The 26,875-nt window shown below is 73.0% G+C and carries 16 protein-coding genes; 6 read left to right on the forward strand and 10 right to left on the reverse strand.

Annotation, left to right across the window (positions count from 1 at the left end):
- Positions 1 to 81: 81 nt before the first annotated feature.
- From WMF43_RS46590 to WMF43_RS46610, 5 genes are all read left to right on the forward strand, one after another.
- Entirely contained in the window at positions 82 to 2,628 is a 2,547-nt protein-coding gene (locus WMF43_RS46590) for a ComEC/Rec2 family competence protein (RefSeq protein WP_437675199.1), read from the forward strand.
- A 14-nt stretch (positions 2,629 to 2,642) separates the two neighbouring features.
- Positions 2,643 to 4,142: a B12-binding domain-containing radical SAM protein gene (locus WMF43_RS46595; protein WP_437675201.1), complete on the forward strand. Its 1,500-nt coding sequence runs from the start codon at positions 2,643 to 2,645 to the stop codon at positions 4,140 to 4,142.
- A 42-nt stretch (positions 4,143 to 4,184) separates the two neighbouring features.
- Positions 4,185 to 4,445, forward strand: a complete 261-nt coding sequence (locus WMF43_RS46600) for a glutaredoxin family protein (protein WP_437675203.1) — start codon at positions 4,185 to 4,187, stop codon at positions 4,443 to 4,445.
- A 55-nt stretch (positions 4,446 to 4,500) separates the two neighbouring features.
- On the forward strand, positions 4,501 to 5,163 hold the full coding sequence (locus WMF43_RS46605; RefSeq protein WP_437675205.1) for a TlpA family protein disulfide reductase: 663 nt from the start codon (positions 4,501 to 4,503) through the stop codon (positions 5,161 to 5,163).
- 68 nt (positions 5,164 to 5,231) lie between these two features.
- Positions 5,232 to 5,933, forward strand: coding sequence for a GbsR/MarR family transcriptional regulator (locus WMF43_RS46610; RefSeq protein WP_437675207.1), 702 nt, complete (start codon positions 5,232 to 5,234; stop codon positions 5,931 to 5,933).
- 95 nt (positions 5,934 to 6,028) lie between these two features.
- Here WMF43_RS46610 and WMF43_RS46615 read toward each other — a convergent pair whose 3' ends face one another.
- The 10 genes from WMF43_RS46615 to WMF43_RS46660 form a co-directional block, all read right to left on the reverse strand.
- Positions 6,029 to 7,078: an FHA domain-containing protein gene (locus WMF43_RS46615; RefSeq protein WP_437675209.1), complete on the reverse strand. Its 1,050-nt coding sequence runs from the start codon at positions 7,076 to 7,078 to the stop codon at positions 6,029 to 6,031.
- A gap of 384 nt (positions 7,079 to 7,462) precedes the next feature.
- Positions 7,463 to 8,101, reverse strand: coding sequence for a signal peptidase I (gene lepB / locus WMF43_RS46620; protein WP_437675211.1), 639 nt, complete (start codon positions 8,099 to 8,101; stop codon positions 7,463 to 7,465).
- Between the two features lie 73 nt (positions 8,102 to 8,174).
- Positions 8,175 to 8,960, reverse strand: coding sequence for a trypsin-like serine peptidase (locus tag WMF43_RS46625; RefSeq protein WP_437675213.1), 786 nt, complete (start codon positions 8,958 to 8,960; stop codon positions 8,175 to 8,177).
- A 427-nt stretch (positions 8,961 to 9,387) separates the two neighbouring features.
- Complete coding sequence (locus tag WMF43_RS46630) at positions 9,388 to 9,894, reverse strand: hypothetical protein (protein WP_437675215.1); 507 nt, start codon at positions 9,892 to 9,894, stop codon at positions 9,388 to 9,390.
- A 160-nt stretch (positions 9,895 to 10,054) separates the two neighbouring features.
- The gene (proB, locus tag WMF43_RS46635; protein ID WP_437675217.1) at positions 10,055 to 11,212 is read right to left on the reverse strand and encodes a glutamate 5-kinase; all 1,158 of its coding nucleotides are present in this window, start codon (positions 11,210 to 11,212) and stop codon (positions 10,055 to 10,057) included.
- Entirely contained in the window at positions 11,205 to 11,858 is a 654-nt protein-coding gene (locus WMF43_RS46640) for a hypothetical protein (RefSeq protein ID WP_437675218.1), read from the reverse strand. Before WMF43_RS46640 ends, proB begins: the two co-directional genes overlap by 8 nt.
- Positions 11,859 to 12,028: 170 nt before the next feature.
- Positions 12,029 to 13,039, reverse strand: a complete 1,011-nt coding sequence (locus WMF43_RS46645; protein WP_437675220.1) for an ABC transporter ATP-binding protein — start codon at positions 13,037 to 13,039, stop codon at positions 12,029 to 12,031.
- 5 nt (positions 13,040 to 13,044) lie between these two features.
- Entirely contained in the window at positions 13,045 to 15,657 is a 2,613-nt protein-coding gene (sppA, locus tag WMF43_RS46650) for a signal peptide peptidase SppA (RefSeq protein WP_437675222.1), read from the reverse strand.
- Positions 15,654 to 16,151 carry a DUF2505 family protein gene (locus WMF43_RS46655; protein WP_437675224.1) on the reverse strand — a complete coding sequence of 166 codons (498 nt, stop codon included), beginning with the start codon at positions 16,149 to 16,151 and terminating at the stop codon, positions 15,654 to 15,656. Before WMF43_RS46655 ends, sppA begins: the two co-directional genes overlap by 4 nt.
- A gap of 170 nt (positions 16,152 to 16,321) precedes the next feature.
- On the reverse strand, positions 16,322 to 17,170 hold the full coding sequence (locus tag WMF43_RS46660; protein WP_437675226.1) for a hypothetical protein: 849 nt from the start codon (positions 17,168 to 17,170) through the stop codon (positions 16,322 to 16,324).
- Positions 17,171 to 17,676: 506 nt separating this feature from the next.
- On the opposite strand from WMF43_RS46660, the gene WMF43_RS46665 reads away from it, so the two are divergent.
- Positions 17,677 to 26,574: a SpvB/TcaC N-terminal domain-containing protein gene (locus tag WMF43_RS46665; RefSeq protein ID WP_437675227.1), complete on the forward strand. Its 8,898-nt coding sequence runs from the start codon at positions 17,677 to 17,679 to the stop codon at positions 26,572 to 26,574.
- The last annotated feature ends 301 nt before the right edge of the window (positions 26,575 to 26,875 follow it).

Below are 26,875 nucleotides of genomic sequence, written 5' to 3' on the forward strand. Positions count from 1 at the left end.
ATAACGCCTGGCACCCCCACGGAATGACTCGGAAACACGGCGGGCGACGCGGCGGCCCGGCGATTGCGGAGCGGCGCGGCCGTGATCGATCCCGTCCTGCTCTTCGCGCTCGCGCTCGCCGCGGGCGCACCGCTCGCGCTCTCCCCTCTGCCCACGGCGCTCGGCGCGGCGCTCGTCGCGGCGGCGCTCCACCGCCGCGCGGGCCGCGCCGCCGTCGCCGCCGCCGCGACGGCGCTCGTCGTGGGCGGACTGCGCGCCCGCGCGCTGCTCGACGATGCGGGCGGACTCTACGGGGCCGCGGTCGCGCAGCTGCAGCCGCCGGCGCGCTGCGAGGTGACGGGCGTGGTTCTGAGCTCTCCGGTCGTCGTCGGGGCGGCGCAGCGCGCCGAGGGCGAGGCGCCGGCGGCGCGCGTCGACGTGGCGCTCGAGGGCGGCGCGTGCGGCGGTCGGACGCTCCTCTACGGCTACGGGGCGCCGCTCCGGGCGCGCCTCTACGGGGCGCCGGTCGATCTCGCGCGCGGCGATCGGCTCGAGATCCTCGTGGATCTCGCGCCGATCCACCTCTTCCGGAACGAGGGGCTCCGGGACGCGACCGCCGCGATCGCGCGGAGCGGCGTCGTCGCGAGCGGGACGATCGTCGACGCGCGGCGCACCGCGGAGGGGCGATCGATCGGCGCGGCGATCGACCGGGCGCGGGCGTTCGTGCGCGGGCGCATCGAGGCGACGTTCCACCCCGGCGCGACCGCGCTCGGGCGCGCGCTCGTGCTGGGCGAGACGGATCTCGCGCCCGAGGACGAGGCGGCGTTCCGCGACAGCGGCCTCGCGCACCTGCTCGCGGTCTCGGGGACGCACCTCATCCTCGCGGTGGCGGGCTTCGCCGCGCTGCTCCGCGCCGTCCTGGTCCGCGTCGGCCCGATCGCGGCGCGGTGGGACGCGGGCCGCATCACCGCGGCCGTGTGTGTGCCGGCCGCGTGGCTCTACGCCGACTTCGCCGGCGGCGGCGGATCGGCGATGCGCGCCGCCGCGATGCTCAGCGCCGCGATGTGCGCGCGGCTGCTCGGCCTCCGCCCGGTGGGCGTCCGCAGCTTCGCCCTGTCGATCGCGGGCGCCGCCGCGGTGGATCCGCTGATCGCGTGCGATCTCTCGTTCGGCCTCTCCGCGGCCGCGACCGCCGGCCTGCTCTGGCTGCAGCGGCCGCTCGCGGCGCTGCTCGTGCCCGGCGAGCGCGGCGGCGCGCGGGCGGCGGACGACGCGCTCGGGCTGCCCGGCGCCTCGTCCGCGGCGGCTTCGTGGTCGTCGGCGTCGTCGGCGTCCTCGTCGCCCCGCGCGCTCGCGCGCAAGGTCCTCGCGCCGCTCGCGACCACGCTCGCCGCGATGTTCGGGTGCGCGCCGCTCCTGCTCATGAACGGCGCGACGTTCCCGCTGCTCGGCGTCGCGGCGAACGTGGTCGCGGCGCCGATCGGCGAGCTGGCCGCGCTCCCGTTCTGCCTCGCGCACGCGGTGCTCTCGTGGGCGCCGCCGGTCGAGCGCGGGTGCGCCCTCGTCGGCTCGGGCGCGCTGCTCGCGGTGCGCGCCGTCGCCCGCGCCTCGGCGGAGACCGGCGTGGTGCTGCGCCTCCCCGAGCCGACCGGCGCGCAGCTCGCCGCGCTCGCCGCCGCGATCGCGCTCGCGTGCGCCGCGGAGCGCCGCGCCCGCCGCGCCGCCGCGCTCGCCGCCGGCGCGGCCGCCTGGCTGCTGCTCGAGCTGGTCGCCGCGCGCGCGGGCGCGCCGCGCGGGGTGCTGCGGGTCAACGTCCTCGACGTGGGGCAGGGCGACGCCATCCTGATCGACCTGCCCGAGGGCGGCGCGATGCTCGTCGACGCCGGCGGCTTCGTGGGCGGCCCCGTGGATCCCGGCGCGCGCGTGATCCGGCCGCTCCTCAGGGCGCGCCGCCGCGCGCGCCTCGACGCCGTCGTCCTCTCCCACCCGCACCCGGACCACTTCGGCGGCCTCCCCGCGGTCGTCGAGGGCGTCGAGGTCGGCGAGCTCTGGGACACCGGCCAGGGCGAGGCCGAGGGCGCGGGCCCGGTCTACGCGGGGCTGCTCGCCGGCCTGCGCCGGCGCGGCGTGCCCGTGGTGCGGCCGGCCTCGCTCTGCGGCCGGCCGCGGGTGCTCTCGGGCGCCACGATCGAGGTGCTCGCGCCGTGCCCCGAGCTCCACCCGGACCGGAGCGCCAACGACAACTCGTTCGTCCTGCGCATCACCTACGGGGCTCGCTCCGCGCTGCTCGTGGGCGACGCGGAGCACGAGGAGGAGGCCGCGCTCGTCGCGCGGTACGGCGCCGCGCTCCGGGCCGACCTGCTCAAGGTGGGGCACCACGGGAGCCGGACGTCGACCGGCCCGGAGCTGCTCGCGGCCGTGAGCCCCTCGGTCGCCGCGGTGTCCTGCGGCGTCCGCAACCGCTTCGGCCACCCGAGCGCGGAGGTGATCTCCCGCCTGTCGGCCGGCGGCGTCGCCATCGCGCGCATGGACCGCGGCGGCGCCCTGATGTGGGAGACCGACGGCCGCGAGGTCCGCTGGGCCCGCCCGGGCGAGCCGCCGCGGCCGGCGCCCGACCGCCCCGCGTCCTTGCGCCTGGACGTCCCCTGAGGGACGCTCCGCCGATGTCTCGTAGCGCGATGACGACCACGATCCGCCGCCGGCTCGCGAGCGAGATCGGTCGTATCGACAAGCAGGCGCCCTTCCGCGTCGCGTTGTCTTACCCCTCGCCGTACCGGGCCGGCATGAGCTCGCTCGGCTTCCTCCAGATCTACAAGATGATCCAGGCCGAGCCCGGGATGGCGTGCGAGCGCGCCTTCCTGCCGGACGACGAGGGTCAGGGCACCTCCGGCGCCGAGGGCGCTCCGGTCACGTACGAGGGCCTCCGCCCCCTCTCCGACTTTCCGGTCATCGCGCTCTCCGTCGCCTACGAGCTCGAGCTCGCCGGGGTCGTCCGCCTGCTCGAGCTCGCGGGGCTGCCGGCGCTGCGGGAGGAGCGCGACGGCCGCCACCCGTTCGTGCTCGCGGGCGGCCCGCTCACGTTCTCCAACCCGCTCCCGCTCGCGGTGTTCGCCGACGCGATCCTCATGGGCGAGGCCGACACGCTGGCCGTGGACGTGCTGCGCCGGCTGCGGGACGCCCCCTCGCGCGAGGCGGCGCTCGACGAGCTGGCGGGTGTCCCCCACGTCTTCGTCCCGTCGCGCCACGGCGCCGAGATGCCCCCGGTCGCCCAGTGCGACAACGCGCTCCTGCCCGCCTGGTCGCCGATCCGCGCCGAGGAGACGGAGCTCTCGAACATGTTCCTCATCGAGGCGGAGCGGGGCTGCTCGCGCGGGTGCACCTACTGCGTGATGCGCCGCTCGACCAACGGCGGCATGCGCATCGTCCCGAAGGAGCGCCTGCTCGAGCTCATCCCCGAGGACGCGCGGCGCGTCGGCCTGGTCGGCGCCGCGGTCAGCGACCACCCGAAGATCGTCGAGGTGGTCCGGACGCTCGCCGAGCGGGGCTGCGAGGTCGGGCTGAGCAGCCTCCGGCCGGACCGGCTGACCGACGAGTTCGTCGGCGCGCTGCGGCTCGCGGGCTACAAGACGCTCACGACGGCGATGGACGGCACGAGCGAGCGCGTGCGCGAGACGCTCGAGCGGCGCGCGCGGCCCCGGCACCTCCAGCGGGCGGCCGAGCTCGCGCGGCAGCACGGGATGAACCGGCTCAAGCTGTACCTCATGGTCGGCGTCCCCGGCGAGACCGACGCCGACGTCGACGAGTGCGTCGCGTTCGTCACGGAGCTCTCCCGCATCGTGCCCGTCGCGCTCGGGATCGCGCCGTTTTGCCCGAAGCGCAACACGCCGCTGCACGGCGCGCGCTTCGCGGGCATCGACGTGGTGAACAAGCGGCTCGACCGGCTCCGCCGCGGGCTGCGCGGCCGCGCGGACGTGCGGGCCACGAGCGCGCGCTGGGCGTGGGTCGAGGCGGTGCTCGCCGCCGGCGGCGAGGCCGAGGGGCGCGCGGTGCTGCAGGCGGTGCACGCCGGCGGCTCGTTCCGCGACTACGAGCGCGCGTTCGAGAAGGTGCAGCGCCCCGAGCCGCCGCGGCGCCAGAGCCTGCCGCTGCTCGCCGCCGGCTGAGCGGGGCGCGCGGCGGAGCGGGGTTTCGATGAGGGGCGAAAAATGAAGAAGCTGACCCTCTTCACGCGCGAGCGCTGCCACCTGTGTGACGACGCCCACGCCGCGCTCGAGCGGGTGCGCGCGCGTCTGCCGTTCGAGCTCGCCGTCGTCGACCTGGACCGCGAGGCCGGCCCGGAGAAGCGCGCCCTCTACGACTGGGAGGTCCCGGTCGTCGAGCTGGATGGGCGGAAGATCATGAAGTACCGCGTCGACGAGCAGCGGCTCGAGCGGCTGCTCTCCGGTGTGGCCTCCGGCGTAGATTGACCGCGCGCGATCTCCGGTCGCTTCCGCCCGCTTTCCTCCGGCGAGGCGCTACGGTATGGCCATGCCTGTGAAGTGGACCAACGTCTCGCAGATCCTCTTCATCCTCGCCGCGGCCGTCGGCGTCTACAGCTTCGTGCACGCCGCGCAGAACGACCAGCGCACCACGAGCTGCGAGGCCATGTGCGCGATGCGCCCCGCGTACGCCGGCCGCAACCGGATCGCGCCGGACTTCGAGCTGCCGGACATGAACGGCAACCTGGTCCGGCTCTCGTCGTTCCGCGGCAAGACGGTCTTCCTGAACTTCTGGACGAAGACCTGCGGCCCCTGCCTCGAGGAGATGCCGGCGCTCGCGGAGCTCGGCCGGATCGCGCGCGGACGAAAGGACTTCGTCGTGCTCACGGTGTCGACCGACGCGGGGCCGGACGACGTGCGCGACACGCTCAAGGTGGCCCTCAACGGGGATCCCCCGTTTCCGATCCTGTTCGACCCCGAGTCCAAGGTGGTGATGGACCAGTACGGCACCCAGCTCTTCCCCGAGACGTGGGTGATCGACCCGAATGGGATCATCCGGGCGCGCTTCGACGGCGCGCGGGACTGGTCGAGCAGCCTGGCGATCGATGTCGGGGAGATGGTCTCGCGCTGGGGCGGCTGCCCGGTCGAGTTCTACAAGAGTCAGCCCCGCGGCAGCTTCGCTGCCCTCTGCGGCGACGACTCCTGAGCGGCCGGGCGCGGGGGCGCGCTGGCTGCTTGGCGCCCCCGCGAAAGATCGTTATGTGAGCGCACACCATGACCCTCCGCAGGCCCAGGTCGCCGACCGCGCCCCCGCCGCAGCCGCAGCCCGCGGCCGGGGAGGAGGGCAGCGCCGGGGCGTCGGACGAGCGGGTCGCCGCCGCGCGGCAGGAGCTGCTCGAGGGGGTCGGCGCCGAGATTGCCGCCTCGTTTCCCGGCATCACCCGGCTCGGGGGTCAGGTCGTCGCGGCGCTGTACCTCGCGGACGCGCCGCGCTCGATGGATGAGCTCAGCCAGGAGCTCGGCCGCTCGAAGAGCAACATCTTCGCGAACCTGCGCGGGCTCGAGGCGGCGGGGATCATCGAGCGCCGGCGGGAGTCGGGCGCGCGGCACGACTCGTTCGCGCTGCGCGGCAAGTACCCCGACGTGATCGTCGGCGCCTACCTCGCGCGCCTGCGCCGGGTGGTGCAGGACAAACGCGCGCTCGCGCGGCGCGCGCTCGATCTGCTCGGCGACGCCGAGGGCGCGGAGGCCGACGCGATGCGCTCGCGGCTCGTCGATCTGTCGCGCAAGTACGACCTGTTCGCCGACCTCATGGAGCAGCTCTTGCCGTCGATCGACGGCCCGGTGGATCTCGAGCGGCTGGTCGCGCAGGTGCCCGAAGCGGTGGTCCGCTCCCTGAACGCGGCCGCGCGGGTCGCCTGGGCGGCAGGCGACGCCATCAACCGCCTGAGCGCCCGCGCGTCCCGCAAGCGATAACCTCCGCGGCGAGCTCCCCCAGCTTGCGGCGGAGGGGCCGATCGTGCGGGGGTGCCCGCCCCCCGGCGCGTCCCGCTCGGGACCCCCGCCCGCGCTCAGTTGGTGTTGAGCTCGACGCGCAGCAGCTTGCGCCCGATGAAGAGGTAGTCGCCGTGGGCCAGCTCGCGCTCGCTCTTGATGCGCACGTACGTCCCGTTGCGGCTGTTGAGGTCCGTCAGCGTGAACTTGCCGTTGTGCTCCTCGAGCCGGCAGTGCGACCCCGACATGTAGAGGTCCACCGGGAAGTTCAGGTCCCCGCCCTCGCGCCCGATCTGAAGGGAGCTGCCCCGCGCGCAGACCGTCATCCCGACCGCGCCGCCCTGGAGCACCTGCGTGAGCCGGAACGGGCTCGGGTGCTTGGGCGACGAGTAGAAGAACGTGCCGTCCGGGTCCTGCCCGTCGGAGGCGCGCGGCGTCGGATCGAGCCGGAAGAGCTGCTCGCCGGCGAGGAACGTGTCGCCCGGCGTGATGTCGATCGTGCCGCGCACCCGGATGTACACGCCGTTCAGCGAGCCCTCGTCGCGCACCACCAGCTTGCCGTCGCGGTAGAAGAAGTTCGCGTGCTTCGGCGAGACGAACGGGTCGTCCGGGAAGACGAGCTGCCCGTTGCGGCCGACGATGTGCTGCTCGGCCTTGAGGTGGAAGGAGAGGCCGTCCATCCCCTCGCCGCGGATCAGGATCAGCTTCGCCTTCGCCGGGTTCTGCATGTCCCCGAAGAACAGCGTCTGCGCGTTGAGGATCTCGGGCGGCACGGCCGTGCCGCACCGCCCGCAGAACTTGTGGCCCGAGGGAACACCGCTCGAGCAGGAACGGCAGACGTAGTTACGGGCTTGCTCCATCAGCTCCTCCTGGGAGAGTTCGGCGAATTCGCTCTTCGGCGAGGTGGTCTTCGGGCCGCGCGCGCTCGTCGGGCCGAGCCGCGCTTCCGCCCTGGCGCCGCCGTCGGCCGCGCCGGCGCGGCGGCCCGGCGTGACGGGTGAGCTGGCGCGGCGCGGCGTGAACAGGGCCAAGTCGTTCGCGCACTCAGGGCAACGCGCGGTGCCCATCGGGCTCCACAGGTCGCACTGGCCACAGACGATGCCAATCTCGTGCTGCTCGGTGTGCAAACGTCTCCTCGGTGCATTGGAGGACCGCGGAATCACGGTTCTCCGACCCGCGCCAGTGGAGGGCCGCTTGAGCGGTCCTCCGACCGATGAAGCGAGCCCGGACGGGAGAGCCCAGCCCTCGAGGCGCTGGATCCCCGACCCGGGTGGAGAGAACCACGGTTCTAGACGTCGAGGAGCGGAGGGGTCAAGCTTGAGGTGACGCAGATCCAGGGCGGCTGTCGGTAGACGTGCCGCGACGTGCCCCATGGTGCCGCAACGCGGCACGATTCCGCGGCCGGTCCGGGAGCGGCGGGATCGAGCGCGCGGCCCCGACGACCTCCCGCGGGCATGGGCCCGGCGCCGGCCTCCGCGGGCGGCGCGCGGGCCGGCGTGGGCCGGCGCCGCTCAGCGCACGTAGGTGAAGCGCCGCGCGTCGTCGCCCCAGCCCCCGGCGCCCCAGAGCCGGAAGACGATGCGCTGGCTGCACGCGCCGTGCGGCTGGAGGCCGAAGTCGCGCGAGTCGTCGTGGTAGCTCCGGTTGTCGCTCAGCAGGAAGACCGTGTCGGGCCGCACGTCCACGCGGTGCTTGCGCTCGAGCGGGGGCCTGCGCCCCGACGCGCGCATGTGCAGGCCGCTGCCCATCAGCACCATGTCGCACGAGAGCTCGACCGGCTTGCCCGTGGCGGGGTCGGTGATCGTCACCTTGTGCTCGGCGCACGCGCTCTCGGCGTCGTAACGCCGCCCGTTCACGGTGAGGGCGCCGCCGTCGACCTCGACCGTGTCGCCCGACACGCCCGCGATCCGGCCGACGATGTGGCTGCCGGGGGCCTCGGGATCGGGGCACCGCACGAGGTCGCCGAAGCTCGACGTGCCCCGCGTCAGCACCACGACCACATCGCCCGGGGCGAGGCTCGGCGCGATCGAGGCGCCCAGCATCGGGTCGTCCGGCACCCGCCACACGTCGAGGACGAGCGCGCGGAGCGCGACGCCGACCACCAGCAGGAGTCCGAGGATCCAGAGCAGCCCGTTGAACAGCTTCCGCATGCCGCCCCGAGAGCCTAGCGCAGCGGCCGCCGGGATCGGCGGCCAAGGCGCGCCCGGAGACCCCGCGGCGACGTCAGCGCAGGCAGCTCCGGTACGGCGGCAGCTCGCTCGGGCTCGCGCCGGCCGCGATCTCGCGCGCCGCGGAGAACAGCTCGGGCCACACGTCGAGGCGGCTGAAGTACGAGGTGCCGGTCGTGTGCTCGTCGCCGTCCATCACGCTCGACGAGATCACGCCGACGACGTCGTTCCCCTGATCGCTCCGCGCCGGGCCGCCCGAGTCGCCGGGGCAGATCGAGGCGGTCGCGACGAAATGCCCGGGCGCCACGGCGTCGATGGCGCCGCCGGGCCGGGGCACGAGGTGGACCGGATCGCGCGAGAGCGCGCAGCGGCCGAAGCCGTACGGCGTCACCTGCTCCTTCGGCTCCGGCTCGGCCTCGAGCCGCGGCGTGAGCGTCGGGATCCCGAGCAGCCGCCGCGACAGCACGAGGATGGCGATGTCGCCCTCGCCCGCGGTGTACCCGCAGTCCGGCGACACCACCGCGCGGACCGCGACGTCGCCCCAGGGCAGGTGGTCGCCGCCGAGCTCGATCGCGATCGCCTCGGGCTCCTGATCGCGGCGCAGCGTCCTGCCGTTGTGATCGCGCGCGGCGACGCAGTGGTGCGCGGTGAGCACGAGGTCCTCGGTGATCAGCGTGCCCGTGCAGGTCACGTCGGTGACGATCCGGACGATCGCGTCCTCGTCCGTCGCCAGCTCGAACGGCGGGCGCAGCTGGACCTGGCGACCCTCCTGGCCCGGCTGCGCCGCGGGGGTCGGCAGGCCCGCGTTGGTGATCGGCCGCGCGCAGGCCGCGGCGTTCAAGGCAAGCGCGACCGCGATGAGCGCGCCGCGTCGGTACAACCCTCTCAAGGCCGGCGCAGATGCGCCCAACGTTCGAGCGTGCGGCTGTTCCACCTGAGGGGGACCCTCCCAAGCGCAACCGGTTGTTTTATCGGACAGCGCCCCCGGTGCGGACGCGCCGAGCAAGACCTGAGGCTACGGCATAAGACGTGAACCGTCATTCGACAACGACCGGCATTCCAAGCTTGGATGCACTCTTAACGATCCCCGCTCGCCCCTGACGTCTCGCGCGCCGCCGCCGCGCAGGATTTCAACGGTCCGCTCCTCCTCCATCTCCATCCCGGCCAGATCGATCCTTGTCAGGGAGAACCTCACCCCGCGCCGTCGCGCGGTCGCGGCGCTCGCCCTCGACGCCTTGCCTGGCCGCGCGCGCAGCGCCGCCGCGCGCTCAGCGCATCGCGACAAGGCGCACCTCGCTCGCGCTGCGCTCGTAGGCGGCGCGGACGGCGATCGGATCGGCCTGCGGGTCCTCGACGCCGGCCGCGACGAGCTGCTCGAGGAAGGCGCGGTGGCGCGCGGCCTTGGCGGCGAGCCACGCGGGGCACGCGTCCACGGCGCAGGCGGCCGACACCTGCTCGGCCGCGGCGAGCGCGTCCGCGGCGCGGCCGCGACGGAAGTGGGCGCGGGCGGCGAGGTGCGCGGCCTCGGGGCGCGTGCGCACCTCGCGGGGGGCTGCGTCGAGGGCAGAGGCGGCGAGGCCGGGCTGATCGCGCTCGAGGTAGGCGGCGGCGAGCGCGGTGACGTTGGCCGGCGTCGGGTCGGCGGCGTAGCGGGCCTCGAGCTCGGAGAGCTGATCGAGCTGGCCGAGCGCCGCCGGCTCGCGCGCGGGCACGAGCTGCGATGCCCGGAGGTTCGGGCCGAACCCGACCGTCCAGGCGACTCCAGCGAGAAGCAAGCCGTTGGCAACGAACAGCCCGAAGCGCATCACCCGACCTCCAGGACAGGAGCGACAACGCCGAGGGCGAGGAGGTTCCCGCGATCGTGAGCGGCGCGATCGCGATCGCGCGGGCGGCGTGGTCAGCGCACCTACATGGGGGCGAGGCGGGCGGGGCGGGTTACTCGCTCGGCAGCACCACGAGGTCGTCGCGGTGGATCACCACGTCCTCGCCCGCGTCGTCGCGCTTCTTCCGGGCGATGCGGGCGGCGTCGCTTGCGGACATCCGGGCGAGGCCGCGGGCGATCTCGGTGCCCTCCGGGTCGACGACGGCGACGGCGTCGCCCGGGAGGAAGGTGCCGCGCACGCCGAGCACGCCGACCGCGAGGATGCTGCGGTTCTTCGCGCTGATCGCCTCGGCGGCGCCGCGATCGACGAGGATCGCCCCGCGCGGGCGCAGCGTGTACGCGATCCAGTGCTTGCGCGCGCTGAGCCGCTGCGGGACGGCGGTGAAGAGGGTGCCGACGTCCTCGCCCGAGAGGATGCGCGTCACGATGTTCGGCTCGCGGGCGCCGGCGATCACCACGTGCGAGCCCGCGAGCGTGGCGCGCCGCGCGGCCTCGACCTTGCTGGCCATGCCGCCCGTGCCGACGCCCGAGGTCGACCCGCCGGCGAGGTGCCGGGCCTCGCGGGCCACGCTGCGCACGACGGGCACGCGGCGGCCGTCGCCGTCGAGCAGGCCCTCGACGTCGGAGAGGAGGATCAGGAGGTCGGCCTCGCAGAGCGGGGTCACCATCGCCGCGAGCTGGTCGTTGTCGCCGAACTTGATCTCCTCGACGGCGACCGCGTCGTTCTCGTTGATGATCGGGACGGCGCCCGCCTCGAGCAGCGCGGCCAGGGCGTTGCGCGCGTTGTTGGTGCGGGTGCGGTCGGCGAGGTCGGCGTGGGTGAGCAGCACCTGGGCGACGAGCAGGCCGACCTTGCCGAAGGCCTCCTCGTAGCGCTGCATCAGCACGCTCTGGCCCGCCGCGGCCGCGGCCTGGAGCCACGCCATGTCCTTCGGGCGCGACTTCAGCCCGAGCTTCGCCACGCCGAGCGCGATCGCGCCGCTCGACACGATGACGAGGCTCCGGCCGGAGCGGCCGCGGAGCGCGGCGACCTCGGCGGCGAGCCGGTCCCAGGCGTCGCCGGACAGGCTCTTCGATCCGATCTTGACGATGACGCGGCGGCAGCGCTTGAGCGCGGCGCGCGCGGCGGGCTCGGCGTCGGGCGCGGGCTCCGCGGCGCGGGCGCCGCCGGCCGCGCCCGCGGCGGCGGTGTGGTCCTCGGGGTCAACCATGGTCGAAGCCGGTCGCGGCGATCTCGTCGAAGGCCACGTCGAGGCGGCGCCCGACGTACTCGGGCGCGGCGGCGCCCGCGAGCAGGAAGGCGTCGATCCAGCGCGTGAACTCGTCGCGCAGGTCCTCGGAGCCGCCGGGCAGGATGGTGACGCTCGCGCGGAGCGAGGGGGAGAGCGCGCGCCGCACGGCGCGATCGATGGCGTCGCGGACCCGGCGCGCCTCGTCCGCGTGGATGCGGACGGCGCTCGTCCGGCGGACGTGCGTGATGTAGCGGTCGAGGAGGTGGCCGAGCGCGTACACCTCGAGGCCACACGCGGCGGCCGCGACCGCCTGGGCCGGGGTGAGCCGCCGGAGGACCTCCCGCGTGAGGAGCGAGGCGGCCTTGCGGAACGTGTTCCGATCCCCGCCGGGCTGGGCGAGCAGGGCGCGCGCGTCGGTGGTGAGGCTGAGGCCGTGGCGGGCGACCGTGTCCTGGGCGATGGCGCCGCGGATGCGCGTGAGCAAGCGGTCGGGGATCACCGGGAGCGGGATCCACGAGGCGCCCACCGCGAACGCGGTGAGCACGGCGAGGCGGCCTCCGGGGGACGAGCCGCCCGGGGTGACCTGAGCGGCGGACGGCTGGTTCGCGGCGGGTTCGGATGACATCGCGCGCACGGTACTACGGCGCCCGGCCGGGTGGCGAACAGTCGCACGACGCGCGGCGCGCGCTCGGCAGCGGGGGGACGCGCGGGGAGGCTCGGGGGAGGGGACGCGCGGGAGGCTCGGCGGCGGGGGCTAGCGAGAGGCGCAGCGGGGAGGGGAGAGGCGCGCGACGCTCAGAAGAGGGGGACGAGCTCGACGATCGCGGCGCGGCAGCGCGACGCGGCGAGGACGATGTCGCGGGCGGTGGCCCCCTCGGGCAACGCGGCGGTGAAGCGCGCCGGCCCGCCGCGCAGCGCGATGCCGCGGGCGGCGAGCTCCTCGCGGAGCGGCCCGGCGTTGGTGCGGACGGTGAGGGCGTAGGCGTGGCCGCCGGCGGCGATCTCCGCGAACGTGCCCGCGAAGGCGAGCTCGCCGCCCGCGAGCACGACGACGCTGGTGGCGCCGCGGAGCAGCACGCTCTGCGGGCCCTCGGCGTCGAGGCGCGCCGCCGTGATCAGCGCGCCGCGGCCCTCGGTGGCGCCGGCGAGCGCGGCGAGCACGAAGCCGGCGGCGCCGTCGTCGAGGCCGACCAGCGGATCCTCGGCGATGACGACGGGCGGCGCCGCGGCGATCGCCTGGGCGAGGACGAGCGCGCGGCGCTCGGGGAGCGCGAGGGTCTGGAGCGTGCGCCGCCGGGCGGCGGCAAGGCCGACGCGGGCGAGGGCGGCGGGGGCCATCTCGGCGGCGGCGCGGGCGGAGGCGCCCGCGAGCCGGGCGCTCCAGCCGACGTAGGCCTCCGCGGTCCAGCCGAGCGGCAGCGGCGGATCGAGCGGGGCGGCCCCGCTCGCCGCGCGCTGCGCGAAGCCGCCGACGTCGCGGCCCGCGACCGCGAGGCGCCCGGCGACGACGCGCGCCTCGCCGGGGGTCTCGTCGAGGGCGCCGTCGGCGGAGGCCGGAGGCTCCGGCCGACGGGCGGTCGAGAGGGGGATGCCCGTGAGCGCGGCGAAGAGCGCGCCGGTGTCGCCGGCGCAGAGCACGCGATCGCCGCGCGTCTCGACGGTGAGCGCGTCGATCGCGACGACGTCGTCCACGGCGATGCGGGCGGCGTGGGCCGCGAGCAGCGGCGGGCCCGCGGCCGCGGCGGAGAGCGGCGAGCCCGCGGCCGCGGCGGAGAGCGGCGAGCCCGCGGCCGCGGCGGGTTCCATGGCGCTCAGGGCTCCCCGGGCGCGGGGCCGGAGGGCTCGTCCTCGCGGGTGGAGACGGGGGCGCCGAACGAGATCTCGCCGGCGAGCTCGCTGCGCGCGAGCGGCTTGTCCGCGCCGAACACGAGGAACGGCGTGAGGGCGCGCGCGGCGTCGAGCAGGACGGGCGGGATGGTCGCGCGGGCGAGCTCGCCCTCGCGGCCGGCCGAGACGCCGGCCAGGCCGAGGACCATGCCGAGCAGCGAGGTGTCCTCCTCGGGGAGCGACAGGATCGGCGCGTCGTCGGACAGCTGGCCGAGCCGGCGCGCCTCGGCGAGCGCGTCGCGGAGCCCGCCGATGCGGTCGACGAGCCGGCGCTCGAGGGCCTGGGCGCCGGTCCACACGCGCCCGCGGGCGATGGCGTCGACGTCCTCGGGCCGCATGCGCCGGCCCTCGGCGACGCGGCCAATGAAGCGGTCGTAGAGCCGCTTGACGACGACGCCGAGCTCGGCGCGCTCGTCGTCGGTGAACGGCCGGTAGAGCGACTCGGCGTCGGCGCGGGGCGTCGTGCGGAACGTCTCCACCTGCACGCCGAGCTTCTCGAGCAGGCCCGCGACGTCGACCTTGCCGTAGAAGATGCCGATGGAGCCGGTGACCGTGGAGCGGTTCGCGAAGATGGGGCTGCCGGCGACGGAGGCGTAGTAGCCGCCGCTCGCGGCCTGCGAGCCCATGGAGACGACGAGCGGCTTCACGCGCGCGGTGAGGATCGCCTCGCGGAGGATGACGTCGGCGGCGAGCGACGAGCCGCCGCCGGTCTGGACGCGGAGCACGACGGCGCGGACGCTGCCGTCCTCGCGCGCGCGGCGCAGCGCGTTCGCGACCGTGTACGAGCCGGCGAGCTTGACCCCGAGCAGCGGGATCGACTGGCTCTCGCCGTCGATCATGTCGCCGTCGAGGTAGACGAGCGCGATCTTGGGCGCGCGGCCCCAGCGCTCCGGCGCGCTGTCGCCCGGGTCGTCCTCGCCGAGGCGGGAGGGGCGCCCCATGACCTCGTCGACGACGCGGCCGAGCTCGTCGTCGTAGGCGAGGTAGTCGACGAGCTGGTTCTGCTTCGCCTCCTGGGCGAGGAACGGGCCGCGCGCGATCCGCCGCTTGAGCTCGTCGACCGGGATGCGGCGCCCGGCGCTCACGTCGGCGAGGAAGCCGGCGCTCAGCTGATCGACGAGGTCCTGGTGGTCGTCCTTGCCGATCTGCGTGCTGCCCTCGCGCGCGAACTGCTCGGCGGCGAGCTTGTGCGCGCCGATGCGGACGAAGTCGGCCTGGACGCCGAGCTTCTTGAGCAGGCCGCCGAAGTAGAAGTAGCTCGACGAGATGCCGGAGAAGCGCAGGCCGCCGGCGGGGTTCATGGCGATGGCGTCCGCCTGCGAGCAGACGTGGAGCGAGCGCCCGCCGGCGTCCTCGAGGTGGCAGAGGACCTTCTTGCCGCGGCGCCGGAGGTTGCGGATCGCGTCGCCGACCTCCTCGGCGTGGGCGAGGGAGCTCGCCGGCTCGGCGCGGAGCACGAGCGCGACCCCGGAGACCTCGGGGTCGTCGGCGAGGCGCCAGAGCTGCTGCAGGAAGCGCGTGTGCCTGCGGACGCCCGGGGTCGAGTCGAGGCGGATCTTGACGACGCGCGCCGGCATGCGGACGCCCGGCTCGCGGAAGCCGCGGATCGCGGCGCCGGCGTAGAAGCCGGCGCCGCTCCTGGTGAGGGCGTCGCCGAAGACGCCGCCGGCCGAGAGCTGCGTCTCGTCGAGGTTGATGTCGAGGCCGGCCATGGCGGCGACGTGCGGGCCGCCGTCCACGGCGAGGTCGCGGAGGCTGACGTCGCCGCGGAGCGTGCCGACGTAGGGCACCTGCAGCGCGAGCGTGGCGCGCGGCACCCAGGCGCCGGCCTCGGCGGCGGCGTCGCCCTCGGTGTAGGACGCCTCGAGGCCGAGCTCGAGCGCGCGCCGGCCGTCGACGGGTCGGACGGCGATGCCGAGGTCGTAGCTGCGCTCGATGGCCTCGCGCAGGCGGCTCTCGGGCCGGTTCCAGTCGCGCGCGACCGCGGCGAGGGAGAGCCAGGTGTAGGGCCGGAGGGTGATGCCGCTGGTGAGCGAGAAGTGGTCGTCGAGCGCGGGCGCATCGGAGCTGCCCCAGCCGAGCGTGGTGCCGAAGGCGAACGTCGGCCCGGTCTGGAGCGCGAGGCCCCAGCGGATCCAGCGCGAGGGGCTGTCGAACGGCGCCGGTGCGGCGGCGGGCGGGTCGACGAAGTCGAGGCGGAGGCCGGTCGACACGAGCCAGAGGGGGAGGGCGAGCGCGATCGAGTGGCCGCGCGCGGGCAGCGGCGACGCCGAGCCGGTCGAGACCCAGGTCCACCGGAGCTCCGAGCCCGGGAGGAAGGCGAGGTTCGCGGGGTTCACCGCGATCGCGGAGCTGTCGTCGCCGCTGGCGACCGCCTTGCCCGGGTCGGGGATCGGCTGCGAGGGGCCGTCGGGCGGCGCGGCGTGGGCGGCGCTCGCGCCGGCGAGGGCGCACAGGGCGAGGAGCGCGGCGGCGGCGGGGCGAGCGGCGGCGGAGCGGACGGCGGCGGGGCGCGCGGGGCGGGGTAGGTCGTTCATGGGGTGACGAGCTCCCGGAGCGTATCCGCTTCGGCGTCGTACGTCCTCTGGACCTCGGCGACGGCGAGGCGCTCGACGAGGGGGCCGAGGACGCGCAGCCGGATCTGGATGTCGCCGTCGACGCGGCGCCGCGTGCGCCCGTCCGGCAGCCGATCGAGCCGGTAGGTGCCCTCGGCGCGGAAGTAGCTGCGCCACTGCTCCTTCGGGGTGACCTGCCACGTGGAGCTGTGATCGGCGAGGCGATAGGTCGAGCGCTCCTCCCAGGACATGGCGTCCCTCGTGATGGGGTAGCCCTTGAAGATCGGCAGCGGCGCGCTCGCCTGGAAGCGCAGGACGCGGAGGAGCTCACCGCCGCGGAGCGCGTGCTCGACCGTGACGATGCTCTCGAGCAAAGGGACCTTGCTGGCCAGCCGCGGGCCGAGCTCCGGCGAGAGCACGGCGAGCTCGACGGCGTCGAGGGGGGCGTCGAGCTCGTGGGAGAGGGTGAAGTGCACGCGGCGCTTCTAGCACGCTCGAGGATCGGGCGCGGGAGCGGGAGGATCGGGCGCGGGAGCGGGAGGATCGGGCGCGGGAGCGGGAGGATCGGGCGCGGGAGCGGGAGGATCGGGCGCGGGAGCGGGAGGATCGGGCGCGGGAGCGGGAGGATCGGGCCGCGCTGGAGACGTCATTCTACCGGGCCCAGCTCCGGGGCGGCGGCCGACTCGGCGGCAATGGTTTTCTTGCGGGATCGCCGTTTGATGCTCATCCGGTGGCGCGAGACGAACTTGGCGGCGATCTTGGGCTGGTCTCGGAAGGCATAACGGCCGCCCTCCCGAACGTCCTTGGCGAGCTCGTCGGCGGCCCAGAAGCAGCGGTTGCGGAGCTCGAGCGCGCGCGCGGCGTCCGCGTCCGAGGCCTCGTTGGCAGCGGCGTCTTCGAGCGCGTCGGCGAGCGCGTCAGCGCGCCGGAGATCCTTCGTGGTGATGTCGGTGACGCCGAGATCCGCCTCGTGCTCGGACCAGAAGGCGACGAGATCGCGCAGGTCCTGGATGGTATCGGCGAGACCTGAGCCCTCGGCGATGCGCGAGAGCTCCTGCTGGGCCGACGCATCCTTGCGGCACCCCCAGCGGCCGCCGGCGACGAGCTTGGCATCGAGCGCCTCGGCCTCCTCGCGGAGCTTGCGCTGAGCGGACGTGAGCTTCACGGCGCCGCGCGCCTTCTGCCAGGCCTTCTCGAGGGCGCCGAGGCGCCGCGCGAAGCGGGCGAGGAGGTCGACCTTGTCGGCGGTGATGCCGATCCTGGACAGCCGCGCTTGCTGCGCCTGAGCGAGGCGCGCGAGGGACGCGAGCTCGCGCTCGGCGACCGAAGTGGGCATGTCGGGGCTGACCGCGCAGGTAGAGTCCAGCGCGAGGAGCGCCTCGTCGCTGGTGGGGTCGACGGGCGGGGTGGACGGGCGCTTGGTCTTGGAGACCGGCGCCTTCTTCCTGGACGATGCGAGTAGAGGCTTGCTGTTCGCGGTTCGTGTCGGGGGCATGAGTTCCCTCCTGGTGCAGCGGAAGCGTGCGATGGTCGCTCATAGAGATACGATGTCAAGTTGGTTTGACGTCGAAAGATTGCTGTGCCGGACATGGATGTACCGGGGCATGGGGAGTCGGGCAGGGAGGATGGGAGTAGAACCGCAGCGATTCTCTGCGTCTTCCGCCGCCCGGCCGTCGCACTGCGCGGACTCGACGGGTCGCCGCCGATCGCGAGCGGAGGTCGCTCGTCCCTTGCAATGGTGTTGACGTCGCGGCTTTCGATGGAGCAGCCTGCGCGCCTTCAAAGAATCATTTCGCGAGAGGTCTCTCTATGCGGCGGGTGGGTTGGTTGATTCGTCTCGCAGTGTTCTGCGGTGTCGTGCTGCTCCTCGGGCGTGGCCATGAGGGCCTCGCGCTCGCGGGGCCTCCGGAGCCCGGCCTGCTTCCGGCGCAGCCTCCCGGAGGCGGGGTCGCGTCTCTGGCGATGCCCTTGCGGCTACCTCGCGATGGCGGCGGGCGCGTGGTGATCGGACCCGGTGTCGAGGCGCCGCCGGTGGAGGACGTGGGCGCGCCGTATGGCGAGATCGTGCGGCCTGAGGAGGCCCGGGTGCTCTCGTTCGAGGGGGCCGCGCTGGAGATCCCGAAAGGCGCCGTGGAAGAGCCGGTGCGGATCACGATCCGGCCGCTCGACCAAGGCGAGGTGCGGCCGATGGGGCGCGCGATGGTCAACGTCACGCCCGGAGGCAAGGCGTACCGGCTCGGGCCGCACGGGCTCAGGTTCAGGAAGCCGGTGAAGTTGACGCTGCCTTATGACGAGCGCGCGATTCCGCCCGGGATGACAGCGCAGCACGTGGCGGGCTTCTATTACGACGAGGCGCTCGGGCAGTGGCAGCGCGTCGCGAGAGACGGCGAGGCGGCGAAGGGCAAGCTGGCGAGCCTGACCGATCATTTCACCGATTTCATCAATGCGACGCTGGCGATGCCGGACTCGCCGGGCACGCGCAGCTTCGATCCGAACAGCATCAAGGGTCTCGCGCTCGCGAGCCCGTTCGCTGGGGTGACGTTGATCGCGCCGCCGGAGGCGCTGTCGACCGGCGCCGCGCGCTTGAGCCACCCGATCGTGGTCCCGCCGGGGCGGAACGGGATCCAGCCGGAAATCTCGATCGATTACGACAGCGAGCATCGCAACGGGTGGCTCGGCGTGGGCTGGGACCTCAGGCTGTCGAGCGTCGAGATCGACACGCGCTTCGGTGTGCCCACGTACGCGGCAGGCGAGGCGCCGCGTTACCTGCTCGACGGGAGCGAGCTGGTGCAGGTCGAGGACACGTGCGTCGACCCATGCCTCTTCCGGCGGCGCGTGGAGGGGCGGTTCGACCGGATCGTGCGCCGGGGCGCGGGGGCGGACAGCTATTTCTGGGAGGTCACGACCAAGGACGGGACGACCTACGTCTACGGTCGCGGCGCGGACGCGCGGCTCGACGAGCCGGACGTGGACCGGCCGCGCAACGTGTTCCGCTGGTACCTGGAAGAGGTGCGGGACACGTTCGGCAACCAGATGCGGGTCCATTACGATCGGGACGTCGCAGAGGGGCCGCCGCCGCGCATCGAGGTGCACCCGGAGCGCATCGAGTACACGGCCAATCCGTCGCGGGGGATCGGCGCGGCCTATGCGGTGGACTTCGTGTCCGAGGGCGGACGGCGCGACGTCGCGCTCAGCGGCAGGCCGGGCTTCCTGGAGCAGACCAGCGAGCAACTCGCGCGGGTGGACGTGCGGTTCGGCGACGTCGTGATCCGCAGCTACGCGCTGGAGTACGAGGAGGGCGAGTTCGGGAAGCGCCTCCTCAAGGCGATCGCGTTCCATGGCCGAGGCGCGCGGCAGGAAGGCGGGCAGGTGGCGCTCGGCGAGGAGCTGTACCGCCACACGTTCGACTACTTCGGCGCGCCGCGCACCGCGTCCGGAGAGATGGGGGCGTTCGCCCGAGCGGCCGAGGCGTGGGGGAACATGAAGACCTCAGGCGGCCTGTCGCACACGGAGGACTCGACCGGGGGCGGAAGCGCGTCGGTCGGCGTGGGACTGGGGATGTTCTCGCTCACCGTCGGGGGAGGAGGCTTCTCCGGAGACGAGTCGGTTCGCAGGAGCGTGTTCGATCTCAACGGCGACGGGATGCCCGACTTCCTCGACGACGGCGGCGACGTCAAGGTGAACTTGCTCCGGGCGGCGCCGCAGAGCCATCTGGCGGCGGCGAGTGTGCCCGGGTTGTCCCGGGACGATCTCGGCAGGACAGACCGCTCGGGGTGGAGCGTGGACGCGGGGCTGAACGTCGCGATCCTGAGCGGCTCGGTGAACTACACGCGGAGCACGACGGAGGATGAGCAGATCGTCACGGACATCAACGGCGACGGCTACCCCGATCTGGTGTCGGACGGCGCGCTCGGCACGGTGTACGCCGCGATCAACGACCGGCGCGGTCGATTCGGCGAAAAGCGGCCGTGGGGCCAGCTCGCTGCGAGCGGCGTGCCTTCGGGGAGGCCCGACCTGGCGCAGGCGGCGCGCAGGGACTTCCATCCTGCCGATCCGCTCCTGCGCTGGATCGCGCCGTTCGAGGGAGACATCCGCATCGGGGGCGTGCTGCAGAAGCAGGCGGCAGGCGGCGACGGGGTGCGGGTGGAGATCGTGCGGAGCGGCGGGGAAGACCCGCTGTTCAGCGAGGTGCTGGGGCCGGAGGACGTGGCGCCCTGCGCCATCGGCGCAGAAGGGTGCGGCGGCGAGCCGCTGAAGACCCATGTCGCAGCGGGCGATCGGATCTACGTGCGGGTGAGCGCGTCGCCCGGGATCGATCCCGAGGCGGCGGTGGACACGACGTCGGACCTCCTGTCGTGGAGCCCGTCGATTGTGTACGAGGTCAGCGAGGAGCGGCTCGCGCAGGTCGGGCCGGACGGGGCGCCGATCCATCGGTTCGACTACGGCCAGGATCACCGGCTCGCAGGGAGGCCTGACGTTCCGTGGGTGGCGCCTGCGGACGGCAGCGTGCGGATCGAGGGCGACCTGACGAAGGCGTCGACCAGCGATGAGCTGTCGGTGGACATCGTTCGGGAGCGCAACGGCGCGACGGAGACGCTGCTCGCGCCCCAGCGTGTGGGCGCGGAAGCGGGGAGCCTGGGGCTCGGCGCATTCTTGCCTGACGCGATCCCGGTGGTCGCGGGCGACCGTATCCGGTTCCGGGTGAGAGCGGATGTGCCGGACGACCCGGCGCGGATCTCCTGGAGCCCGGTGGTCCGGTACGAGGAGTACACCCGCGTCGACCGGGCGACGGGCGCGCCGCGGCGAGGGCGGGTGACGTGTGGTGTGCAGCCGAGCGGCAAGGCCGGGTGCACGCTGGACAACGACGGTCCGGAGGACGTGCCGCTGCCGCCGTCGCTGATCGTGCAGCAGGCCTATGTGCCCATGCCGGTGGTGAGGTGGCAGCCGGGCACGCGCAGGTCGCCCTGGATGGCGCCGAGCACGGGGACGGTGAGGCTCGAAGGGTCGCTGTTCGTGCCGGGGACCCGCTCGTTCGGCGAGCCGGTGACGCTGCTCGTGCAGGGCGTGCACCGGCTGCTGCACAAGCAGGGATACCTCGCCGCGAGCAGCGCTGGGACCGGATACGCGCTGGCCGTCGATCTGGAGGTGCAGGCCGGCGAGCCGATCTACGTCGCGCTCTTCGCAAAGGAGGCGATGGACGGCGCCTTCGCGCGCGTGAATGTCGACGGCGAGGAGGTGCCGGTGAGCATCCTCGAGCGCGATCCCGCGGCCGAGGCGGTGATCGACGGCGCGCCGCAGGATCCGATGGCGGGCGGGTTCCGCGGCTGGTCGGTGGGCTTCACCAGCGGCGATCGCACGTTCTCGGAGGCGGACATCGTGTTCCCGACGCGCGACCCGGAGCGCGGGTTCACGCTGGCGGTGCCGCTGCCGTCCGGCGACGCGCCGGTGTGGGGCGCGGCGGCGTCGGAGGCGTTCGTCGGCAGCAGCGCGGTCATGCCGTCGATCGCGGGCACGATGGCGCGGGGAGGCGGCGCGCAGCGCGGGAGCCTGCGCAGCGCGGAGACGTGGAACGCGCAGGTCGCCGCCAACCTCGGGTCGCTGGGGGCGGGGTACAGCTTCGGCAGCACCACGTCTGATCGGGATCTCATCGACATCAACGGTGACCGGCTGCCGGATAGCGTGACGCGCGAGGGCGCGGCGCTGAATACCGGGCGAGGGTTCGGGCCGCGCGACAGCTGGTCGCTGCCGGAGGCGCTGCGGCGGATCGAGCACCGCACGATCCGGCTGCAAGGAGGCGCGTCGGTCAGCGTGGACAGCGAGTACCGGATCGTCTCCAAGACCGCAAGCGACGGCGGCACCAGGGGGTATATCCACGCGCTGTTCAGCGCGGGGACCACGTACGGCGTGTCCGCCACACACGTGGATCTGGTCGACCTCAACGGCGATGGACTGGTCGACCACGTGACGCAGGAGCCCGAGAGCGGGGCGATGCGGGTGGCGTTCAACCTGGGACATCGGTTCACCGCGCCGGTGGAGGTGGAGCGGGAACGGTTCGAGAAGGGCGACTTCGATGCAGGAGAGCTGCGCGACACGCTGCGCGGGATCCTGGGAGCGTTCACGGACGCGGCCGGGGTGGACGCGGTGCGGCTCGAGGACACCGGGGCGAACAGCGTCGGGCCGGGCCTGGACGTGACCTTCGCGGCGGCCGGCGCCGGGTACACGTACACGACGGCGCGGACGGTGGTGGACTTCGCGGACGTGAACGGCGACGGGCTGCCGGACAAGGTGATGAAGGCGCCGGAGGAGGACTTCTTCCGGGTGCAGGTCAACCTCGGCAGCTCCTTCGGGGCGGAGGAGCGGTGGCCCGCGGGCGCGTGGGGCGTCGAGATCGACCCGCCGGACTACGCGTTCATGGGCAGCGGCGACGCGCTGGGGTTCCGGAGATCGGAGAGCTACGAGGGGAGCTTCAAGGTCGAGGTGTGTTACTTCATCTGCGTCGGCGGGACGGGGTTCTACTCGGAGGGGAGCGGCTCATCGCACCTCGGGATCGAGGACATCGACGGCGACGGGCTCGCGGACCACGTGCTCAAGCGGGACGGGGACGCGGCGGTGTACGCGCGGGTGAACGCGATCGGCAAGGCGAACCTGCTGAGGCAGGTGAACCGGCCGCTCGGAGGGAGCGTGGTGCTCGACTACCGGCGCGAGGGGAACCTGGTGGTGCCGAGCGAAGGGGGGCTGGAGGCGGTGGATAGAGCGCCGCAGGTGGACATGCCGTCGAGCCAGTGGGTGCTGAGCGAGGTGACCGTACACGACGGCATGGCGGGGCTGCCGGGGGTGCACGGGGTGCATACGTACCGGACGAGCATCGAGACCCACGCGGACGGGGTGTACGACCGGGACGAGCGGGTCGAGCTCGGATACGGGCGCGTGACGACGACGGCGCTGGGTGAGGACGGCGCGACGGCGATGTCGATGCAGGACGTCGAGTACGTGAACCACGACGTCTACCGCCGCGGGTTTGTGGCACGGTCGACGCTGCGCGACGGGGAGGGACTGCTGTACACGGTGGAGGAGCGCGACTACGCGGCGCCGCCGGAGGAGGGGTGGTTCTTTCCGAAGGAGACGGCGCGGCGGAGCGCGTTGTACGAGGGGACGACGGACGATCCGGGGGCGCCGCACAAGCGCACGCGAGAGACGCGGGATTTCGACGAGCTCGGCAATCTGGTTGGGCTGCGCGCCTACGGCGAGGAGGAGACGGACGCGGACGACGTGGTGCAGCGCGTGGTGTACACGGAGCCGGGCGCCGAATACGTGGTGAAGCCGGAGCTCATCGAGACGATGGATGCGGCGGGCCGCGTGCTGCGCAAGCGGACGGCGACGTACTGGCCGGGGACGCGGGCGCCGCGGACGGTGACGGACGTGATCACCGGGGGCAAGCGGCCGGGGGGGACGCCGAACGTGGACGCGGAGGCCACGTGGCAGTTCGAGTTCGATGACGTCGGCAACCTCGAAACGTCGATCGATCCGAACAGCTACACGTTGACCTACCGTTACGACGAGGTGACGCACAACTTCCGCACGTGTGTGAGCGACAGCTTCGCGTACCGCTCGAACAGCGTGCCCAACTTCCTGTACGGCACCGTGGCGCAGGAGACGGACGTCAACGGGCACACGATGGTGCACCGGTACGACGAGTTCGGGCGGCTGAGCGCGGTGTGGGGGCCGAGCGACCTCGCCGGAGACGGCGAGGGCGCGGTGCCGGCGGGATGCGAGCCGAGCAAGGTGTGGAGCGATGAGGAGCTCGCGGAAGCGGGTGAGCCGACGGTCGGGTTCACGTACGCGCTCAGGGCCGACCAGACGGCGGCGCTGCCGGCGTGGGCGAAGACGAGCCACAAGGATGAGGAGCACGCGGGCGACCCGATCGTGACGGTGACGTTCGCGGATGGGCTGGGACGGGTGTTCCAGACCAAGAAGGACCACGAGCGCGACACGGGCGCGGGCGCCGAGCTCGGGATGACGGTCAGCGGCGCGGTGGCGTTCGATGCGCTCGGGCGTGTGGAGGAGCAGGGGCAGCCGGTGTTCAGCGCGGAGCCGGAGACGAGCTTCGTGGCGGTCGAGATGGTGCGAGGGACGCGGCTGCGGCACGACGTGCTGTCGCGGACGAGGCTGGTCGAGACGCCGGATACGAACGCGCCGGACGGGTACGCGAGGACGGCGACCGAGCACGGGCTGGCGGCGTTCGAGGGGCGGCTGTTGTTCCAGGAGATGGTGATCGACGCGAACGGCAAGGTGCGGAATACGTACCGGGACGTGGGCGGGCGGATCGCGGCGGTGGAGGAGTTCAACCGGATCGAGGAGGTGGAGCGGCAGATCGTGACGCGGTACGCGCACAACCCGCTCGGGGAGCTGTTGCGGGTGACGGACGCGCGGGGGAACGTGACGGAGGCGGCGTACGACACGGCGGGCCGCATGGTGGAGCTGGTGAGCCCGGATGCGGGTAGGACCGAGTGGCGGTATGACCTGGTCGGGAACGTGCGGGCGAAGCAGACGGCGGAGCTCGCGGCGCGGGGAGGGCAGCTGATCCGGTACGAGTATGACTTCAACCGGCTGAAGAAGATCGACTATCCGGTGACGCAGGACGTGGTCTACACGTACGGCGGGCCGGAGCACGGGGGCGATGCGTCGGGCAACCGCGCGGGGCGGCTGGTGGAGGAGACGAGCGCGGCGGGGAAGCGGAGCTTCCGGTACGACGGGTTCGGCAACGTGGCTGAGCTGACGACGGAGTTCCCGAGATTGCGGGAGCCGCACCGGGGGCCGTACCGGGCCACGATGCGGTACGTATTCGACGCGCTGGGGCGAATGCAGGAGATGGTCTTCCCCGGGTCGGGGGAGGAGGTGGTGCGGTACGGGTACGACCATGGGGGGCTGGTGGACTCGGCGGTCGGAGAGAACCAGCGGGCGAATCCGCAGCACCCGGACGAGCCGAGGAGGACGGAGTACCTGAGGCACATCGGGTACGACGAGTTCGGGCAGCGGGTGCGTGTCGTGGCGGGCAACGGGGTCGAGACGAGGTACCGGTACGACGAGTCGACGAGGCGGCTGGAGGAGGTGAACGCGGACCACCAGGACGCGCGGATGCGGAGCCTGGGGAGGCCGGCGAGGCCGTTCCAGCGGCTGCGGTACCGGTACGACCTCGTCGGGAACGTGCTGGAGCTGAGCAACGAGGTGCCGCTGGACGAGAGCCTCGGCGGCAGCGTGATGGTGGCGGCGACGCAGCAGCGGTTCCGGTACGACGACCTGAATCAGCTGAAGGAGGCGTCGGGGAGCTACCAGGAGCGGAGGGACGCGCAGCTGCAGTACACGCTGAGGCTTTCGTACGACGCCATCGGGAACGTGACCGAGAAGGGCCAGGAGGTGGCGCGGTACGTGCCGGATGGCGCGAGGGGGTGGAAGCAGCAAGACCCGATCCGGGAGAGGACGTACCGCAACGAGTACCGGTATACGGGACCGCGGCCGCACGCACCGACCGAGGTGGACGAGTACGTGGTGGCGGAGTCGTCGCCGCGGCTGCGGGAGCTGCTCTACGATGCGAGCGGCAACCAGGTCGAATGGAAGTACCGGACGACCTCGCAGCGAAGGATGGAGTGGGACGACGACGGTCGGCTGGTGTCGGTGCAGGAGAACCGGCAGGAGATGTCGCGGGCGCTGTACGACGGCGCGGGGGAGCGGCGGGTGCACCGGCACGGGGTCGCGGGCGAGGAGGAGACGGCGTACGTCGACCAGCACCTGGTGCTGCGGAACGGGGAGTTTCCGACGAAGCACATCTTCGCGGGGGAGACGCGGATCGCGAGCAAGATCGACGCGGACTTCTTCCGGGAGCCGCCGGTGCTCTACTACCACCCGGATCACCTCGGGAGCACGCAGTACATCACCGATGAGGACCAGGCGCTGAGCCAGCACGCGGAGTACCTGCCGAGCGGAGAGCTGTGGGCTGATCAGGCGGACGGGAGCGTGCAGAACAGGCAGCCGTACCTGTTCAACGGGAAGGAGCTCGACCTGTCGACCGGGCTGTACCACTACGGGGCGCGCAGCTACGAGCCGCGGCTCGGGGTGTGGCTCAGCCCGGATCCGGTGCTGGCGAGCTACATGGCTGGGAAGCTCAACGGTGGCGCTTACCGCCCGGCCAACCTGAGCCTATACACGTACGTGTCCAACAACCCTGTCGTTCTCGTTGATCCGACCGGGACCTTGGATGACGCGACGAAGAAGTTCCTCGCTTGGGTCACCGCCGTCGCGCTCGCCGAGCCGACACCGGCTGGAGAGTTAATCCTTGGGGGTGCGTTCGTTCTAGGATCCATAGGCTACGCGGGCTACGTGATCGTTGATGCTGCTGCGAGTGGGAACATACCCAAGCCTCCCGAGTCGTTCCCCATCCCCGAGGACAACCTCCAGGATACCGCGGCGCCGCCGCCACCGCCGCCGACCACGGTCGTCGGGGGGGTAGGCGGCGGTGCGAAAGAGCCCCCCAAGCCTCCTCCGGTTGCCGCGGCAGAGCCGCCGAAGAAGCCGGAAAAAGGAGGGGTGACGATCTCTCGCACTTTGACTCAGTCCGACTTTGGGTTCGACGGTACCGATGCGGAGATACAGGGAACTCTCCGCGTCAAGGATGGTCGTGCTCTTGTGAAGGTCGACTACCTCGGAAGTGCGAAAGGGCTGGGTAGATTGGGGCCACGCGCCTGGTCACGGCTCCAAGATGCGGCACGCACAGAGGGAGCGACAAGCATCCGAGTGGAAACCACGCCGGTGATTGAACAGACCGGGAGGCTCTCGAAGGTGCTTTCCAAGCTCGGCTTCCAAGGCCGTCCGAATGGGACTATGTATTACGAGGGAGATCTCTAATGGCAACAATCGAGATGCATGCCAATAGAAACTTGCGACCACGGACTCTCTCCGATGGTAGCACAAGGGGGATCGATCGCTATTTTTCGTTCGGACGTGGATCGAAGCCTCACTGGTGGGACAGCGAGCATCCGCCAGTTGCTGGTCAAGTAGTTGGCGTGTACGAAAACCGCAAAGATTCAGACAGAGACGCGCTTGTGATTACCGAGGAAGGACTAACTGTGCTCTGCGACCCCGACTGCAACTCATTCAAGTTTGCCGATGTTGCAAGGCTTGTGCTTCCAACCAAGGAGCCTGTGTC

It is taken from the genome of Sorangium sp. So ce131 (assembly GCF_051519095.1).
GTDB lineage: Bacteria > Myxococcota_A > Polyangia > Polyangiales > Polyangiaceae > Sorangium.